Genomic DNA, 17,332 nt, shown 5'->3' with positions numbered 1-17,332 from the left:
CTGTCAGATCGCCTTCGCGAGCAGGCTCGCTCCCACATGGGAATGCATCTCAAATGTGGGAGCGAGCCTGCTCGCGAAGGGGTCGACTCGGTATCAGCTTAGAGCTTGGCCGCAGGACGCCCCGGCTTCTTGGTCTGCAACAAATGCGAGAACACCGCATGCAGATCATCCGACGCGCCTTCCTCGTCGAGGTTGAGCTTGCTGTCGATGTGATCCATGTGATGCATCATCAAATTGACCGCCAGCTCACCGTCGCGTTTCTCGATCGCGTCGATCAACTGGGTGTGTTCGTCATACGAGCAATGCGAGCGGTTGCCGCTTTCGTACTGGGCAATGATCAGCGATGTCTGCGAAACCAGACTGCGCTGGAAGCTGATCAACGGTGCGTTCATCGCCGCTTCCGCCAGTTTCAGGTGGAATTCGCCCGACAGACGAATACCGGCGCCGCGATCACCGCGCGAGAAGCTGTCGCGCTCATCGTTGACCATCTGGCGCAATTCGGCGATCTGCTCGGCGGTGGCGTGTTGCACCGCCAGCTCGGTGATCGCGCGCTCGACCAGACGGCGGGCGAGAAACACCTGACGCGCCTCTTCCACACTCGGACTGGCAACCACGGCGCCACGGTTCGGCCGCAACAGCACCACGCCTTCATGGGCCAGACGCGAGAGCGCGCGGCGAATGATGGTGCGGCTGACCCCGAAGATTTCCCCCAGCGCTTCTTCGCTCAATTTTGTGCCGGGCGCCAGACGCTGTTCGAGGATGGCCTCGAAGATATGCGCGTAGACAATATCGTCCTGGGTTCCGCTGCGGCCGGCTTTGCCTGCTCGCGGTTGTTTCTTGAGGGGTTGCAACTGTTCGTTCATGGGCACTCGAGTCGGGAGAACTGCGGCGAATAGACCGTGACTGTAATACGGCACAGTAGGTCGCTGGCAAGTATCGCGTAAAAAACAGCGCGATTGTACACAATGGACGGTGGCAACACGACTGTACGGCTGTTTGTGACTTCGGCTGTATTGCAACGATCCGTTACGTTTGAGTTTAGGCTTGATCGCAGAATCCGCCTTCAGTGCACATTTCCCTGTAGGAGTGAGCCTGCTCGCGATGGCGGTGTGTCATTCAATAATAATTCGACTGACACACCGCCATCGCGAGCAGGCTCACTCCTACAAGGGATCGCGTCAAAGGGGACATCTTTATCTGTATAAGGAACACCGTTGTCATGAACGACGCCACCCACACGCAACTGCGCCCCTTGGCCGACACTTCGCCCTCGGCCATCGTCGCTGGCTTCATCGCAATGATGACCGGTTACACCAGCTCGCTGGTGCTGATGTTCCAGGCCGGGCAAGCGGCGGGCCTGACCAGCGGGCAGATTTCTTCGTGGATCTGGGCGATTTCCATTGGTATGGCGGTGTGCTCGATCGGCCTGTCGTTGCGTTATCGCACGCCGATCACCATCGCCTGGTCGACGCCCGGCGCGGCGTTGCTGATCACCAGTCTGGGCGGTGTCAGTTACGGCGAGGCCATTGGCGCTTACATCACCTGCGCCGTGCTGGTGACGATCTGCGGCTTGACCGGCAGCTTCGAGCGGCTGGTAAAAAAGATCCCGGCCTCCTTGGCGGCGGCATTGCTGGCGGGGATTCTGTTCAAGATCGGCAGCGAAATCTTTGTCGCCGCGCAGCACCGTACCGGGCTGGTGTTGGGCATGTTCTTCACCTATTTAGTAGTCAAACGCCTGTCGCCGCGTTATGCCGTGCTCGCCGCACTGCTGATCGGCACCGCGCTGTCGGGCTTCATGGGATTGCTGGATTTCAGCGGCTTTCATCTGGAAGTGGCGACGCCGGTGTGGACCACGCCGCACTTCTCGCTGGCCGCGACCATCAGCATCGGCATTCCGTTGTTCGTGGTCGCGATGACCTCGCAGAACATGCCCGGCATCGCCGTCCTGCGCGCCGACGGTTACAACGTCCCGGCCTCGCCGCTGATCACCACCACCGGCATCGCTTCACTATTGCTGGCGCCGTTCGGCTCCCACGGCATCAACCTCGCCGCCATCAGCGCAGCGATCTGCACCGGGCCGCACGCCCATGAGGATCGCAACAAGCGCTACACCGCTGCGGTCTGGTGCGGGGTTTTCTACGGGATTGCCGGTGTGTTCGGCGCCACGTTGGCGGCGTTGTTTGCCGCGCTGCCGAAGGAGCTGGTGCTGTCGATTGCCGCGCTGGCGCTGTTTGGTTCGATCATCAATGGTTTAAGCATTGCCATGACCGAGGTGAAGGAACGGGAAGCGGCGCTGATTACCTTTATGGTCACGGCGTCGGGGCTGACGCTGTTTTCCATTGGTTCGGCGTTTTGGGGGATTGTGGCGGGGGTTTTGACTTTATTGATTTTGAATTGGCGTAAAGCTTAAGGTCATAAGCCCCTCACCCTAGCCCTCTCCCAAGGGGAGAGGGGACTGACCGAGGTGTTTGGAAGACATACGCCGACGTGGGATACCGAGTTGAACTCAGGTGTTGAACAGCTCGCAAATCGGCTCCGTCTCCTTCGGGAGAGGGCTGGGGTGAGGGGCAGACTCACCACAAATCCCAAGCCAAACACCCAAACCCCAGACGAAAAAAAACGGCGACCCTCAGGTCGCCGTTTTTTTCAGTATCACTTAGCCGCGTTGATCGGCTTTTCCGGATACCAAACGTCCAGCAACGGGCTGACTTCATACTTGGTCAGCTCGGAGCGGGTTTTCAGCCAGGCTTCAACGGCAGCACGCTGCTCTTCGTTGACCGAGCCACGCTTCTGCAGGCAAACCAGACCGAAGTCGTCGCCGCCAACATAACCCAGACCATTGGCTTCCATGGCTTCTTTGATGAAGGCTTCGAGGAAAGCGTCAATGGCTTCTTCGGACAAGTCTTCTTTGAAGTCCAGGTTCAGCTCGAAACCCAGCTCTTGAAATTCATCAACGCACAGTTTTTTGCGCAGACGCTGGGAACGGTTAGTCGCCATTGGAACAATCCTCTTAAGTATTAACGGCGGGCACTTTACCAGTTTAAGCCGCCGATTGCCCGACTCTCTGGCCCCTGTAGCCGACCGCCTGTAAAAAAATAACGTATTGGTCCACCCGGACAAGGCACAAGCGGTAACACCTTGGGGCATAATGCCGACACTTTCATGACCGCTGAGGGCTTTTTCATCCATGTCCTCGTTATTTTCCCCTCGACTGTAGGGTTTTATTTCATATGATCAAATCGTTGCGTCCTCTGCTTCTCGCCGGCCTTCTTCTGCCGCTGGCCCTGCCTGTTTCTGCTGCCACCATCAACACCGCCCTCACCCCCAACGTCGAAAAAGCCCTCAAGGCCAGTAAACTGCAGCCCAGCGCCCTGTCGCTGGTGATGGTGCCGCTCGACGGCCCAGGCACAGCCACCGTGTTCAACGCCGATGTGTCGGTCAACCCGGCCTCGACCATGAAACTGGTGACCACCTACGCAGCGCTGGAAATGCTCGGCCCTAATCACCAGTGGAAAACCGAGTTCTACACCGACGGCGACCTCAGTGGCGGCATCCTCAACGGCAATCTCTACCTCAAGGGTGGCGGCGATCCGAAGCTGAACATGGAAAAACTCTGGCTGCTGATGCGCGACCTGCGCGCCAACGGCGTGACCCAGATCACCGGCGACCTGATCCTCGACCGCAACTTCTTCGTGCAACCGGTGCTGCCGGAATTCAACGATGACGGTAATGACGAGAACAAGCCGTTCCTGGTCAAACCGGATTCGCTGCTGGTCAACCTCAAGGCCCTGCGTTTTGTCGCCCGTAATGACGGTGGCCGCGTGCTGATCTCGGTCGAACCGCCGATTGCCAGCATCCACATCGAAAACACCGTCAAAGCGCTGCCCTCCAAGCAATGCACCGGCGGCGTGCGCTACAACCCGGTGGCGCAACCCGATGGCAGCATGACCGTGACCGTCGCCGGCCAGTTGGGCGAAGGCTGCAGCTCGCAGACTTACCTGTCGCTACTTGACCATGCGACCTATACGGCCGGCGCCGTGCGGGCGATCTGGAAAGAGCTGGGCGGCAGCATTCAGGGCAAGGATCGTCTGGCCTCGACCCCGGGCAACGCCAAACTGCTGGCTCGCGCCTACTCGCCGGATCTGGCGGAAATCATTCGCGACATCAACAAATACAGTAACAACACCATGGCTCAGCAGTTGTTCCTCAGCCTCGGCCAACGCTTTCGCAACGACGCCGACGGTGACGACGCCAAGGCTGCACAGCGCGTAGTACGCCAGTGGCTGGCGAAGAAAGGCATCACTGCGCCACACCTGGTGATGGAGAACGGCTCCGGCCTCTCCCGTGCCGAACGGGTCAGCGCCCGTGAAATGGCGAGCATGCTGCAAGCCGCCTGGCACAGCCCGTATGCCGCGGAATACATCAGCTCGCTGCCGATTGCGGGTACCGACGGCACCATGCGTAAACGTCTGAAAACCACGGCGATGCGCGGTGAGGCACACGTCAAGACAGGTACGTTGAACACCGTGCGGGCGATTGCCGGTTTCAGCCGTGATGTGAATGGCAATACCTGGGCGGTGGTGGCGATCCTCAACGACAAGGCGCCGTTTGGTGCATCGTCGGTGCTGGATCAGGTGCTGCTGGATCTGTACAAACAGCCGAAACTGGCGCAGACCGCTTCGGTCCTCTGATCACCGCGGCCCCCTGTAGGAGTGAGCCTGCTCGCGATAGCGTCAGTCCCGATACATCGAGGTGACTGACATACCGCAATCGCGAGCAGGCTCACTCCTACAAGGTTTTGCGCAAGACCCTAGCTCATCTGCTCGACGCGATCGCGCCCGCGCTGCTTTGCCATATACACACCCGAATCCGCCCGCAACAGCAGTGCATCCGCGCCCTCCCCCGGTCGCCAACTGGCGATCCCGAAACTCGCGGTCACCACGCCGACCACATCCACCGGCGCACTGCGCAAACCCTGCCACAGCTCAACCGCCAGCATGTACGCGTGCTCGCCGTCGATGTCCGGGCACAGCACCATGAATTCCTCGCCACCCAAGCGACAGAACACATCGGTACGCCGCAGACGATGGCCGATGCGTTCGCACACCGCTTGCAGCACGCGGTCACCGACGGCGTGGCCATACTGATCGTTGATGCGTTTGAAATGGTCGATGTCGAGCATGATCACCGACAACTCACCGCCGCCGCGCTCGACCCGGGCCATTTCGGTGGTCAGGCGTTCCTGAAAATAGCGACGGTTATGGATGCCGGTCAGCGAATCGGTCACCGACAGCGCACGCAGTTCTTCTTCCACGCGTTTCAGGTCGGAAATATCCGAGATATAGCCATGCCACAGCACACCGCCGCCCGGCAGTTCTTCCGGCGTCGCCTCGCCGCGTACCCAGCGTAGACCGCGCTCGGGCAACTGCACACGGTATTCCTCGCGCCACGGGCTGAGGCTGTCGGCCGAGGCGCGAATCGAAGAGCGCACGCGGGTAACGTCCTGTGGATGAATACGCGTGAAGATCGCTTCGGCGTTGAACAGCAGCACGTCCGGCTCCAGTTCGTAGATCTCGCGAATACCGTCGCTGGCGTAGATCACGCTGAAGCGCCCATCGAATTCCATCTTGAACTGATAGATGCCGCCGGGCACATGCGCGCTGAGTTTCTTCAGCAACACGTCCCGCGCCGCCAGCACTTCGTGCACGCGCTTGCGCTCGGTGATGTCGATGCAGATCGCCAGATGCCCGACCCACAACCCCTGCTCATCCAGCACCGGGGTGGCGAGCATGTTCACCGGAATATGGCTGCCATCGCTGCGCACCAGCGTCCACTCGCGGGCCTCGTGACCGCCGACTTCGCCGCCCTCGACCAGCATCGCGTGGCAGGTCGGGATGCTTTTGCCGTAGCGTGCACTCAATTCGGCAGCACGGGCCGTCAGCTCGCGGGGCAGGTGCAGGTTTTCCAGGGTCATGTGGCCGACGACATCGGCGCTGCTGTAACCGAGCATTTGTTCGGCGCCGGGGTTGAAGGTGTTGATCACCCCGCGCAGGTCGGTGGCGATGATCGCCACCTGCGTTGCGGCATTCAGCACGCCGCGCAACTGCCCGTGGGTGCCGCGCAACTCCTGTTCGCTGGCGTGCAGTTCCTGCGTGCGCTGCTCAACCATAAGCAAGGCGCGCTGGCGCTGACTGACCAACACGTAGAGCAAGGCGCTGAGCAGCATACTGAGCAAACCGCCCAGAATGAGCACGCTGCCGACCGACGAATGATTGCCCTGAACGAAGGCCTCGCTCGGCAGGATATCGACCTGATAATCGTGATCGGCCATGCGCACCAGGCGCGTGGCGGTCAGGTCGCTCGGCGCCGGCTCATTGGTCGACTCGAACAACACTTCGTGCTGATCATTGGTCGACATGTCGAGAATGCGCACTGACAGGTAGTCATGGAAGGCATCCGGCAAACCGTCGGCCAGCAACTGGCGCATGCTGATCACCGCCATCACGTAGCCGAACGACTGCCGCTCGCCGTTGCGACTCACTGGCGCCACCAGCAGGACACCGCGTGCATAGGATGGCTCGATACTGACCAGGTGCATCGGTTGCGACACCGCCAGCCCGCCGAGCTTGTCGGCACGTTGCAGGGTGTCACGGCGCAAAGATTGCGCGAGCAGGTCATAACCCAACGGTGAACCGAGCCGACTTTGCGTCTGGCTATAGAGCACCGGCACGTATTCATCGCGCACGCCAGCCAGTTGCAGCTCGCCCTGGGCATTCAGTTCGCGCAGGGTGAAGTTACTCAGGCCTTCGTCACGCACGCGCTGCTCGAATGCGGCGCGCTCGGCACCACTGACCTTGAGGGCAAACGAATAGGCCTGTGTACGCATCAATAAGGGTTGGGTGTAACCGTCGAATTCGGCGCGGGACACCGATTCAGAGTTGGCGAAGAAGCGGCGCAGGCCGTCGAGGCGTTGCTCCTGATCCTGAAAGCGTTCTTCGATGCGGCTGTAACGTTCGTTGGCCAGCAGTTGAAAACGCTGACGGGTTTGTTGCTGAAACTGATTGAGGGTGGCCCAGGCGAGAAGCCCCGTGAGAATCCCGCCGGCGAGCAATACCAGCAGCGCGACCAGCCAGGCCGAGACGTCTTCGCTGATAAAACCCAGAATCTTTGGGCGCACGGGGTGCAACGACATAAAGACAACTCACTACGCCAGCATTTACGGGAAAACCCCATTGACCGTGTGTGAGTTATAGCTATTAGCCACTAATTTAGCTAGCGCGGGCAGATCCACGGAGCCTTTAAAAATCAAGGCTCTGTGGATCCAACCCGGTAAAGCGTCAACGAGCCGTGATTTTCCAGGCGCGGTGGATCTTGGTGTTACGGGCGAAATCCGGATCGATCGTCTGCGCGCTGATTTCCTCGACCGCGTAACGCTCAGCGAGGTTTTCTTCCAACTGGAACTTGCGGAAGTTGTTGGAGAAATACAGCACGCCGCCGGTTGCCAGACGGGCCATGGCCAGGTCAATCAACTGCACCTGATCACGTTGCACGTCGAAGATACCTTCCATGCGCTTGGAGTTGGAGAACGTCGGTGGATCGATAAAGATCAGGTCGTACTCGTCGCGGCTGCTTTCCAGCCACGCCATCACATCGCCCTGCTCCAGACGGTTCTTGTCGGAGAAACCGTTCAGCGACAGGTTGCGACGCGCCCAGTCGAGGTAGGTTTTCGACAGATCGACGCTGGTGGTGCTGCGCGCACCGCCCTTGGCCGCGTGCACACTGGCAGTCGCGGTGTAGCAGAACAGATTGAGGAAGCGCTTGCCGGCAGCCTCTTTCTGAATGCGCATGCGCATCGGCCGGTGATCGAGGAACAGGCCGGTGTCGAGGTAGTCGGTGAGGTTGACCAGCAACTTCACGCCGCCCTCGCTGACTTCATTGAACTTGCCTTGCGCAGCCTGACGCTCGTACTGCTTGGTGCCACTCTGGCGCTCGCGGCGTTTGACCACCACGCGGCTCTTGTCGACATTCAACGCCTGCGGAATGGCCGCTAGCGCGTCGAACATGCGCGCCGAGGCTTTTTCCGGGTCGATCGATTTTGGCGCGGCGTATTCCTGAACGTGCACCCAATCGTGGTACAGGTCGATCGCCATTGCATATTCAGGCATGTCGGCATCGTAGACGCGGTAGCAATCGATGCCTTCGCGCTTGACCCACTTGCCCATGGCCTTGAGGTTTTTTTGCAGGCGGTTGGCAAACATCTGCCCGCCTTCGCTCAAGCGCGGCTGCTCGATCACCGGTGCCGGGGCTGGCGTCGGTTTGATCGGGTTGCCGTTCTTGTTGAACTTGCGCTCTTGCGGCTCGTCCGGAGTCTGGTCGTAAGCCGCTTGCTCGCGCTCGGCCTGACGCTGTTCCGGGGTTCGACGCTCGCCAGTGACGAACTGATCCGGCAGCACTTTGATCAACAGCAGTTTGCACGGCAGCGCGCCGTTCCAGAACGAATACTGTTTGTGGCTGCGAATGCCCATGCGCTTGCCCAGATCCGGCGCGCCGGTGAACACCGCCGCTTCCCAGTTCAGGCAGGCCTGACGCAGACGCTCGCCGAGGTTCTGGTAGAGGTACAACAGGCTGGCTTCGTCACCGAGACGCTCGCCATACGGTGGGTTGCAGATCACCAGCCCTTTCTGGTTCTGATCCGGACGCGGCTCGAAGGTCGCGACTTCGCCCTGGTAGATCTTGATCCACTCGCTCAGGCCGGCACGCTCAACGTTGTTGCGGCCCGGCTGAATCAGACGCGGATCAGCTTCGTAGCCACGAATCCACAACGGTGGTTTGGCCAGACCGGCAGCGGCGCGTTCGACGGCTTCTTCATGGAGTTTTTTCCACAACGCCGGGACGTGACCGAGCCAAGCGGTAAAGCCCCAGTGCTCACGACGCAGGTTCGGCGCCATGTCGGCGGCAATCATGCCGGCTTCGACGAGGAACGTACCGACACCGCACATCGGGTCAGCCAGCGCGCCGCCTTCAGCGGCAATGCGCGGCCAGCCGGAACGGATCAGGATCGCCGCCGCGAGGTTTTCCTTCAGCGGCGCCGCGCCCTGCTGCAGACGGTAACCGCGCTGGTGCAGGCTGTGGCCGGACAGATCAAGGGAGAGAATCGCTTCGCCGCGATCCAGACGCAGGTGAATGCGCAGATCCGGGTTGAGCTTGTCGATCGACGGACGGTCGCCCTGCGGGGTGCGCAGTTTGTCGACGATGGCGTCTTTGACTTTCAGGGCACCGAAGTGGGTGTTGTCGATGCCTGAGCCGTGGCCGCTGAATTCGACGGCCAGGGTGCCGTCGCTGAGCATGTGATCCTGCCACTCGATGTCGAGCACACCGTGGTAGAGGTCTTCAGCGTCTTTCATCGGGAAACGCTTGAGCACCAGCAACACACGGTTGGCCAGACGCGACCAGAGGCACAGGCGATAAGCGGTTTCCATGGTCGCCATGCCACGCACGGCGGAAGTGTGCTCGCGTGCTTCTTCAAGGCCAAGCCCGACGGCTTCCTCGATGAGCAGGCCTTCAAGGCCTTTAGGGCAAGTGAGGAAGAGTTCGAAACGGTCGGACATGGGATTTCCAAAGCCTTTGGCTAGTGAATCGGCAACGCATTGCCGATCCGGTTTTCAATCAGGCGCTTTTCTAAAAGAACGCCCGCGTGGCACGAAGGTGTGCCGTTCCATCCCCGCTGCTCGGGTTAAAAGAGCTTAGATGCCGGGACAGATAAAAAAGTTGATGCAACAAAAAGTCTTAAAACGACCCTTCGTCGCTTTATACCCCAGCGCAAACGTGGGTCATTCTCACTAAAGAATTAACCCCATCATCCAGCGCGGGGCCGATCATACCGGGGTTTGCTGAAAAACCGTGCATGAAACCCGTCGTTACTTATGGCTGTAGCACTAATTTCGTTACGTCCTTATGACAAAACGATCATTCCCTCGATGTGACTCATTGGTTAGAACTGAGCACAGGTTGACGTCGCAACGGCGTCAACACCTTGGCTCGCCACGCCGGCAGCGAGCCGCACCATGGCAGGTTTTTTCTGCCAGACCTCAGTTGAGGTCGACGCGATACAAAACAGTCAACAAGTGAGGGAAACACCCTATGAGAAGACTTAAGCGTGATCCGTTGGAAAGAGCATTTTTGCGCGGATATCAATATGGCGTTGGTGGCAAATCCCGTGAGCTTTGCCCATTTACTCTACCGTCGGTACGCCAAGCCTGGATTAACGGCTGGCGAGAAGGACGCGGCGACAACTGGGACGGTATGACCGGCACTGCGGGAATCCACAGACTCAACGAACTTCACGCCGTCGGCTGACACAGGGCATTAATTCCGACACGACAATCTGAATTTGTAACGACTTACCATGCACGTCCTTCCCGGACGGCGGGCTGCGGCCCAGGGGCTCCTTCGAGGAGCCCTTTTTTATGCCTGGATTTTTGTGCCGAGCGCATAACCTGTAGGAGTGAGCCTGCTCGCGATAGCGGTCTGTCAGTCGCTGATGAAGTGACCGAAAGAAAGCTATCGCGAGCAGGCTCACTCCTACAAGGGAACAGTGGTGTCTATGGATCAGCGCAGGGCTGCAATCGCGTCTACCGATTCACGAATCAACGCCGGGCCCTTATAGATGAAGCCGGAATATATCTGTACCAGACTCGCACCGGCGAGAATCTTCTCGGCCGCATGCTTGCCTTCAGTAATCCCGCCCGCCGCAATAATCGGCAAACGCCCAGCCAACTCACCGGCCAGCACCTTCACGGTATTCGTGCTCTTCTCCCGCACCGGCGCGCCCGACAGACCGCCCGCCTCGTCGCCATGCTCCATGCCTTCAACGCCAACACGGCTCAGGGTGGTGTTGGTCGCGATCACCGCGTCCATGCCGGTTTCGATCAGCGCCTGAGCCACCTGCGCGGTCTCTTCGTCGGTCATGTCCGGCGCGATCTTGATCGCCAGCGGCACATGCTTGCCGTGACGCAACGCCAGTTCAGCGCGGCGCGTGGCCAGATCGGCGAGCAATTGCTTGAGCGAATCGCCGAACTGCAGGCTGCGCAGGCCCGGGGTGTTTGGCGAACTGACATTCACCGTCACATAGCTGGCGTGGGCGTAAACCTTGTCCAGGCAGATCAGGTAATCGTCGACCGCGCGCTCGACCGGCGTATCGAAGTTCTTGCCGATGTTGATGCCCAGCACGCCTTTGTATTTCGCCGCGGCCACGCGCGCCAGCAGGTTATCGACACCGAGGTTGTTGAAACCCATGCGGTTGATGATCGCCTCGGCTTCCGGCAATCGGAAAATCCGTGGTTTCGGGTTGCCCGGCTGCGGGCGCGGAGTCACGGTGCCGATTTCGACAAAACCGAAACCCAGTTGTGCGAAGCCATCGATGGCCGCGCCATTCTTGTCCAGACCGGCCGCCAGACCCACCGGGTTCGGGAATTCGAGGCCCATGACCGTCACCGGCTTCTTCGCCGGCGCCTTGCACAGCAAGCCGTTGAGGCCCAAACGCCCACCCGCGCCGATCAGATCCAGCGACAGATCGTGGGAGGTTTCCGGGGAAAGTTTGAACAACAGCTGACGGGCCAGGGAATACATGGGCGGCGATGACTCGGGCGGCGAAAAGAGGCGGCGATTATAGCCGGGCATCGACCTGCGGCGCGAGGCGCACGCGCAAATCACTGGCACTGGCATATGCCTTGCACCCTCCTTGAATATCAGCGCGCAGGCCAATGACGGCACGCGGGCAAGGACAATGGCGTCGTCCCGGATTTTGCCTGCGCAAAGTCCGCGGCGGCGCTTTTTTTCGAGGTGGCGGTGTATGAATGAACCTTCGGTAGGGCCACTGGCCTGGGTCAATGGCAGCGATGCCCCGGAAAAGACTGCAATCAACCTCGGTTTCATGGCGTTGAGCGACTGTGCATCGGTTGTCGTTGCTGCCACACAGGGCTTTGCCCAGCCTTACGGGCTGACCCTGAATCTCAAGCGCCAAAGCTCTTGGGCCAACCTTCGTGACAAACTGGTCAGCGGCGAACTGGATGCCGCCCACAGTCTGTACGGTCTGATCTACGCCGTGCACCTGGGCATTGGCGGCGTGGCGTCGACCGACATGGCGGTGCTGATGGGGCTGAATCAGAACGGTCAGAGCCTCAACCTCTCTCACGGTCTGCAGAACCTTGGCGTGAGCAGTCCTGAAGCGCTGGACCGCCACGTGCACCAAAGCCGCGCAAAACTCACCTTCGCCCAGACTTTTCCCACTGGCACTCATGCGATGTGGCTGTATTACTGGCTGGCGAGTCAGGGCATTCATCCGTTGCAGGATGTCGACAGCGTGGTGGTGCCTCCGCCGCAAATGGTTGCGCACCTGCAAGCCGGGCGCATCGACGGTTTTTGTGTCGGCGAGCCTTGGGCGGCTAGCGCGGTGCAACAGAATCTGGGTTTTACCCTGGCCACCAGCCAGACCATCTGGCCCGATCACCCGGAAAAAGTCCTTGGCTGCACTCGCGAATTTGTCGAGCAATACCCGAACACGGCGCGCGCGCTGGTGATGGCGATCCTTGAAGCCAGCCGCTTTATCGAAGAAAGCCCGGAGAATCGCCGTAGCACTGCGCAATTGCTCAGCGCTCCGGAATATCTGGACGCGCCGCTTTCGTGCATCGAACCGCGTTTTCTCGGTGACTATGCCGATGGGCTGGGCAATCGTTGGCAGGATCCTCATGCGCTGCGCTTTCACGGCAATGGCGAGGTGAATCTGCCCTATCTGTCGGACGGCATGTGGTTCATGACCCAGTTCCGTCGCTGGGGCTTACTGCGCGAAGACCCGGATTACCTCGCTGTCGCCCGTCAGGTTCAGCAACTCGATCTATATCGCGACGCCGCTACTGAGCTCGGTGTTGCCGCATGGGGCACCGACATGCGCAGCAGCCAGTTGCTCGACGGCAAAATCTGGGACGGCAGCGACCCGGCCGCTTACGCGCGCAGCTTCAAGCTGCACGCGATGAACGACGACGCTCCCCTTCTCGCCCGCCGCTGACAGGAGACCGCGAATATGTTGCGCATTCTGTTGATCAACGACACAGCGAAAAAAGTCGGGCGCCTGAAGGCTGCGTTGACTGAAGCCGGTTTCGAAGTCATCGATGAATCCGGTCTGACCATCGACCTGCCCGCGCGCGTCGAAACGGTGCGCCCGGACGTGATCCTGATCGATACCGAGTCACCGAGCCGCGATGTCATGGAGCAAGTGGTGCTGGTCAGCCGCGACCAGCCACGGCCAATCGTGATGTTTACCGATGAGCATGATCCTGGGGTAATGCGCCAGGCGATCAAGTCCGGGGTCAGTGCCTACATCGTAGAGGGCATTCACGCACAACGTTTGCAGCCGATCCTTGATGTGGCGATGGCGCGCTTCGAGAGTGATCAGGCCTTACGCGCGCAGTTGCAGGCGCGAGATCAGCAATTGGCTGAGCGCAAGCGTATTGAGCTGGCCAAGGGGTTATTGATGAAGATGAAGGATTGCAACGAGGAAGAGGCATACACCCTGATGCGGCGCCAGGCGATGAGCCGGCAGCAGAAGCTGATTCAGGTGGCGGAGCAGATTATTGCCATGAGTGAGTTGCTTGGCTGAAATGCTCTGAGCGCTTGAAAAGCCCCTCACCCTAGCCCTCTCCCAGAGGGAGAGGGGACTGATTGGGGGATGCTCTCGAAGTACGCCGACCTGTGATTTCTGCTGTGAATCCATAATCGACTTGGTCTTTCAGGTCGATGTTTAGCGCAAGACACCTCGGTCAGTCCCCTCTCCCTCTGGGAGAGGGCTAGGGTGAGGGGCTTCTGATTTTCCGGCTGTTGGCACAAATCTCGCTATGTAAAACCCAAAGGTAACCAACGGCGGTTGCCCCACCCACGACAAAGACGTCGCTCACCCCGTTCGCCCCTTCGGCGAATCAGGTAGCGGCGTTTTTGCGTTTTGGCCCCACAGCTCGGGGCCGGTGGTGCGGCCGTGGCGGCGCCCCACCTGCTGTTGCACGACTCCTTTCGAGACTCTTTTCAGCTGAGGTGCGCGATGAATTCAAGCTTCTGGAAATCCGGCCACACCCCGACCCTGTTCGCGGCCTTCCTCTATTTCGACCTGAGCTTCATGGTCTGGTACCTGCTCGGCCCGTTGGCGGTGCAAATCGCCGCCGACCTGCACCTGACCACGCAACAACGCGGCCTCGTCGTCGCCACGCCGATCCTCGCGGGCGCGGTGCTGCGTTTTGTGATGGGCATGCTCGCCGATCGACTGTCGCCGAAAACCGCCGGGCTGATCGGCCAGGTCATTGTGATTTGCGCGCTGTTCGGCGCCTGGAAAATCGGCATACACAGCTATGAACAGGCATTGATCCTCGGCCTGTTTCTCGGCATGGCCGGCGCCTCGTTCGCCGTCGCCCTGCCGCTGGCCTCGCAATGGTATCCGCCACAGCATCAGGGCAAAGCCATGGGCATTGCCGGTGCGGGCAACTCCGGCACCGTGTTCGCCGCGCTGCTCGCGCCGGTACTCGCCGCCGCGTTCGGCTGGAGCAATGTCTTCGGTTTCGCTCTGATCCCGCTGATCCTGACCCTAGTGCTGTTCGCCTGGCTGGCAAAAAATGCGCCTGAGCGGCCGAAAGCCAAAGCCATGACCGACTACTTCAAAGCCCTCGGCGACCGCGACAGTTGGTGGTTCATGTTCTTTTACAGCGTCACCTTCGGCGGCTTTATCGGCTTGGCCAGCGCCCTGCCCGGCTATTTCAACGATCAATACGGTTTGAGCCCGGTGACCGCCGGTTACTACACCGCCGCTTGCGTGTTCGGCGGCAGTTTGATGCGCCCATTGGGGGGCGCACTGGCTGACCGTTTCGGCGGCATCCGCACTCTGTTGGCGATGTACACCGTCGCCGCCGTGTGCATCGCCGCGGTCGGTTTCAACTTGCCGAGTTCCTACGCGGCGCTGGCACTTTTCGTCTGCACCATGCTCGGTCTAGGGGCAGGCAACGGCGCGGTGTTCCAACTGGTGCCGCAGCGTTTTCGTCTGGAAATCGGCGTGATGACCGGGTTGATCGGCATGGCCGGCGGCATCGGCGGTTTTGCCTTGGCCGCCGGCATGGGCGCGATCAAACAGAGCACCGGCAGTTATCAACTGGCCCTGTGGTTGTTCGCCAGCCTTGGCGTGTTGGCGTGGTTTGGCCTGCACGGCGTCAAGCGTCGCTGGAGAACCACCTGGGGTTCAGCGGCGGTGACGGCGGCGCGGGTCTGAAGCGTCAATGGCCCTGCAACTGAGTTTTGCCGAAGCCAGCGCCACCGGTCCGCGCACGGAAAATCAGGACGCTCTGCGTTCGGTGACACCGGCGCCAGCGCTGGCGGCGAGCAAAGGTTTTCTGTTCGCCATCGCCGACGGCGTCAGCCAATGCGCCGATGGCGGACTGGCTGCGCGCTCGACCTTGCAGGCCTTGGCGCTCGACTACTACGCCACGCCGGAAACCTGGAGCGTGGCGCAGGCGCTGGATCGCCTGCTGCTCGCACAAAACCGCTGGTTGCAGGCCAACGGTGGTGGGCAACCGTTGCTCACCACGGTCAGTGCTTTGGTCATGCGCGGTCGGCGTTTTACCCTCGCCCACGTCGGCGATTGCCGGGTGTATCGCTGGCACGACGATAGTTTGCAGCGGATCTCGGAGGATCATGTCTGGGATCAGCCGGGCATGCAGCATGTGCTCAAGCGTGCATTGGGGCTGGATCAGCATCTGGTGCTGGACTTCCTTGACGGTGAACTGCGCGACGGCGAGTGCTTTGTTTTGCTCAGTGACGGTGTCTGGTCGACACTCGGCGATACCACCACTGCGGCGATTCTGCGTGATCAACCGGATCTGCACAGCGCCGCGCAGACGCTGGTCAACGCCGCGCATCTGGCGGGGAGCCAGGACAATGCCAGTGCTTTGCTGGTGCGGGTGGATGCTTTGGGTGAGGCCAGTATCGGCGATGCGCTGATTCATCTGCAGCAATGGCCACTGCCGCCACCGTTGAAACCCGGTCAGTCGTTCGAAGGCTGGCAAGTGCTGGACGTTGTCGCTCAGAGCCAGCAATCGCTGCTGTATCGGGTGCTTGATGGACAAGGTCAGACGTGGCTTATGAAAACCCTGCCTACGCGTTCCGCCGATGATTCCTACGCCGGGCAAGCACTGTTGTCCGAAGAATGGTTTCTGAAACGCGTAGCCGGTCGCCACTTTCCTGAAGTCCATGCCTGCCAGCAGCGTCAGCATTTGTACTACGTGATGCGGGAATATTCCGGGGCGACGCTGGCACAGCTGTTTCAACAGTCAGGCCCATTGCCGTTGTCACAGTGGCAGGACATCGCCGAGCGCCTGTTGCGCGCGGTCGGACTGCTGCATCGGCGGCAGATTCTGCACCGGGACATCAAACCGGAAAACCTGCACGTGGGCGACGACGGCGAATTGCGTCTGCTGGATTTTGGTCTGGCGTACTGCCCAGGCTTGTCCGAAGACGCGCCGTCAACGTTGCCGGGAACGCCCAGCTATATCGCCCCGGAAGCGTTTCGTGGGGATCCGCCAAGTGTGCAGCAGGATTTGTACGCGGTGGGCGTGACCTTGTATTTCTTGCTCACCGGGCATTTTCCCTATGGCGAGATCGAAGCGTTTCAGCGACCGCGCTTTGGTCTGCCGGTGAGCGCCAGTCGCTATCGGCCTGATCTGCCGGAATGGCTGGCGCAGAGTCTGGAGCGTGGTGTGGCGGCGGATCCGCAACAACGGTTTGAAACGGCTGAAGAGTGGTTGTTGGTGTTGGAACAGGGCGAGCGACGGAGTTTGAGTGTACGGCCCAGACCGTTGCTGGAGCGTGAGCCGTTGAAGGTCTGGCGGACGATGGCGTTGGTGGCTCTGTTGGGAAATCTGGTGCTGCTGATTTTGTTGTTTCATCACTGACACCGCGTCGCGGCCATCGCGAGCAGGCTCACTCCTACAATTTGAAATGCGTTCCCCTGTAGGAGTGAGCCTGCTCGCGATGACGTCAGCCCAATCACCACAAATCCATCTACCTGAGCGCCCCACGAACGAGCAACCCGCCTCGATTCAGTGCAAAAATCTCCCTCAAAAACTGCTAAACCCCAATAAACACGCCATTCCCCCACTTGGCACAACCACTGCATTACCCAACTCAACACACACATAAAGCCCAACCTTCAACGACGAAGGCTGCGCTTCCCGAGAGAACGGGACCAGGACAAAGGCGTCCTCGCTAGGCAACTAGCGGGACGCCTTTTTTTGTTTGCGCAAAA

The 17,332-nt window shown here is 60.1% G+C and carries 12 protein-coding genes; 7 read left to right on the top strand and 5 right to left on the bottom strand.

Going from position 1 to position 17,332, the window contains the following annotated elements:
• Positions 1-98 precede the first annotated feature (98 nt).
• Positions 99-863 (bottom strand): GntR family transcriptional regulator, encoded by a 765-nt coding sequence (locus CKW17_RS12650; protein ID WP_007918375.1) that lies wholly within the window; start codon positions 861-863, stop codon positions 99-101.
• Between the two features lie 356 nt (positions 864-1,219).
• On the opposite strand from CKW17_RS12650, the gene CKW17_RS12645 reads away from it, so the two are divergent.
• The gene (locus CKW17_RS12645) at positions 1,220-2,410 is read left to right on the top strand and encodes a benzoate/H(+) symporter BenE family transporter (protein WP_095120059.1); all 1,191 of its coding nucleotides are present in this window, start codon (positions 1,220-1,222) and stop codon (positions 2,408-2,410) included.
• A gap of 242 nt (positions 2,411-2,652) precedes the next feature.
• On the opposite strand, the gene CKW17_RS12640 is transcribed toward CKW17_RS12645, so the two are convergent.
• The gene (locus CKW17_RS12640; RefSeq protein WP_007916365.1) at positions 2,653-2,997 is read right to left on the bottom strand and encodes a YggL family protein; all 345 of its coding nucleotides are present in this window, start codon (positions 2,995-2,997) and stop codon (positions 2,653-2,655) included.
• A gap of 233 nt (positions 2,998-3,230) precedes the next feature.
• On the opposite strand from CKW17_RS12640, the gene dacB reads away from it, so the two are divergent.
• Complete coding sequence (gene dacB / locus CKW17_RS12635; protein ID WP_095120058.1) at positions 3,231-4,691, top strand: D-alanyl-D-alanine carboxypeptidase/D-alanyl-D-alanine-endopeptidase; 1,461 nt, start codon at positions 3,231-3,233, stop codon at positions 4,689-4,691.
• A 119-nt stretch (positions 4,692-4,810) separates the two neighbouring features.
• Here the strand turns inward: dacB and CKW17_RS12630 are convergent, their stop codons facing one another.
• A complete protein-coding gene (locus CKW17_RS12630; RefSeq protein WP_095120057.1) occupies positions 4,811-7,192 on the bottom strand; it encodes a diguanylate cyclase in 2,382 nt (793 codons plus the stop codon).
• Between the two features lie 145 nt (positions 7,193-7,337).
• Complete coding sequence (gene rlmKL, locus CKW17_RS12625) at positions 7,338-9,608, bottom strand: bifunctional 23S rRNA (guanine(2069)-N(7))-methyltransferase RlmK/23S rRNA (guanine(2445)-N(2))-methyltransferase RlmL (protein ID WP_095120056.1); 2,271 nt, start codon at positions 9,606-9,608, stop codon at positions 7,338-7,340.
• 532 nt (positions 9,609-10,140) lie between these two features.
• Between rlmKL and rmf the strand changes: the two genes are divergently transcribed.
• Positions 10,141-10,356: a ribosome modulation factor gene (gene rmf, locus CKW17_RS12620; protein ID WP_003223300.1), complete on the top strand. Its 216-nt coding sequence runs from the start codon at positions 10,141-10,143 to the stop codon at positions 10,354-10,356.
• A gap of 252 nt (positions 10,357-10,608) precedes the next feature.
• On the opposite strand, the gene CKW17_RS12615 is transcribed toward rmf, so the two are convergent.
• Complete coding sequence (locus tag CKW17_RS12615; RefSeq protein WP_095120055.1) at positions 10,609-11,628, bottom strand: quinone-dependent dihydroorotate dehydrogenase; 1,020 nt, start codon at positions 11,626-11,628, stop codon at positions 10,609-10,611.
• 223 nt (positions 11,629-11,851) lie between these two features.
• Here CKW17_RS12615 and CKW17_RS12610 point away from each other — a divergent pair, with 223 nt between their 5' ends.
• The 4 genes from CKW17_RS12610 (at position 11,852) to CKW17_RS12590 (ending at position 16,979) form a co-directional block, all read left to right on the top strand.
• Entirely contained in the window at positions 11,852-13,063 is a 1,212-nt protein-coding gene (locus CKW17_RS12610; RefSeq protein ID WP_095120054.1) for a CmpA/NrtA family ABC transporter substrate-binding protein, read from the top strand.
• Positions 13,064-13,078: 15 nt separating this feature from the next.
• Positions 13,079-13,654: an ANTAR domain-containing response regulator gene (locus tag CKW17_RS12605; protein ID WP_007916390.1), complete on the top strand. Its 576-nt coding sequence runs from the start codon at positions 13,079-13,081 to the stop codon at positions 13,652-13,654.
• 435 nt (positions 13,655-14,089) lie between these two features.
• Positions 14,090-15,301, top strand: coding sequence for a NarK/NasA family nitrate transporter (locus CKW17_RS12595; RefSeq protein ID WP_095120053.1), 1,212 nt, complete (start codon positions 14,090-14,092; stop codon positions 15,299-15,301).
• Between the two features lie 7 nt (positions 15,302-15,308).
• On the top strand, positions 15,309-16,979 hold the full coding sequence (locus tag CKW17_RS12590; protein WP_095120052.1) for a bifunctional protein-serine/threonine kinase/phosphatase: 1,671 nt from the start codon (positions 15,309-15,311) through the stop codon (positions 16,977-16,979).
• The last annotated feature ends 353 nt before the right edge of the window (positions 16,980-17,332 follow it).

It is taken from the genome of Pseudomonas sp. Irchel s3f10, assembly GCF_900187515.1.
GTDB lineage: Bacteria > Pseudomonadota > Gammaproteobacteria > Pseudomonadales > Pseudomonadaceae > Aquipseudomonas > Aquipseudomonas tensinigenes.
Note: the sequence above shows the minus strand (reverse complement) of the source record. Positions and strands in the feature narration are given on the sequence as shown.

Excerpts from the sequence above, each read along its gene's own strand:
- rlmKL (WP_095120056.1), bottom strand. The coding sequence starts at position 9,608 with ATGTCCGACCGTTTCGAACTCTTCCTCACTTGCCCTAAAGGCCTTGAA.
- dacB (WP_095120058.1), top strand. The coding sequence starts at position 3,231 with ATGATCAAATCGTTGCGTCCTCTGCTTCTCGCCGGCCTTCTTCTGCCG.
- CKW17_RS12650 (WP_007918375.1), bottom strand. The coding sequence starts at position 863 with ATGAACGAACAGTTGCAACCCCTCAAGAAACAACCGCGAGCAGGCAAA.
- CKW17_RS12610 (WP_095120054.1), top strand. The coding sequence starts at position 11,852 with ATGAATGAACCTTCGGTAGGGCCACTGGCCTGGGTCAATGGCAGCGAT.
- CKW17_RS12615 (WP_095120055.1), bottom strand. The coding sequence starts at position 11,628 with ATGTATTCCCTGGCCCGTCAGCTGTTGTTCAAACTTTCCCCGGAAACC.
- CKW17_RS12595 (WP_095120053.1), top strand. The coding sequence starts at position 14,090 with ATGAATTCAAGCTTCTGGAAATCCGGCCACACCCCGACCCTGTTCGCG.
- CKW17_RS12590 (WP_095120052.1), top strand. The coding sequence starts at position 15,309 with ATGGCCCTGCAACTGAGTTTTGCCGAAGCCAGCGCCACCGGTCCGCGC.
- CKW17_RS12645 (WP_095120059.1), top strand. The coding sequence starts at position 1,220 with ATGAACGACGCCACCCACACGCAACTGCGCCCCTTGGCCGACACTTCG.
- rmf (WP_003223300.1), top strand. The coding sequence starts at position 10,141 with ATGAGAAGACTTAAGCGTGATCCGTTGGAAAGAGCATTTTTGCGCGGA.
- CKW17_RS12605 (WP_007916390.1), top strand. The coding sequence starts at position 13,079 with ATGTTGCGCATTCTGTTGATCAACGACACAGCGAAAAAAGTCGGGCGC.
- CKW17_RS12640 (WP_007916365.1), bottom strand. The coding sequence starts at position 2,997 with ATGGCGACTAACCGTTCCCAGCGTCTGCGCAAAAAACTGTGCGTTGAT.
- CKW17_RS12630 (WP_095120057.1), bottom strand. The coding sequence starts at position 7,192 with ATGTCGTTGCACCCCGTGCGCCCAAAGATTCTGGGTTTTATCAGCGAA.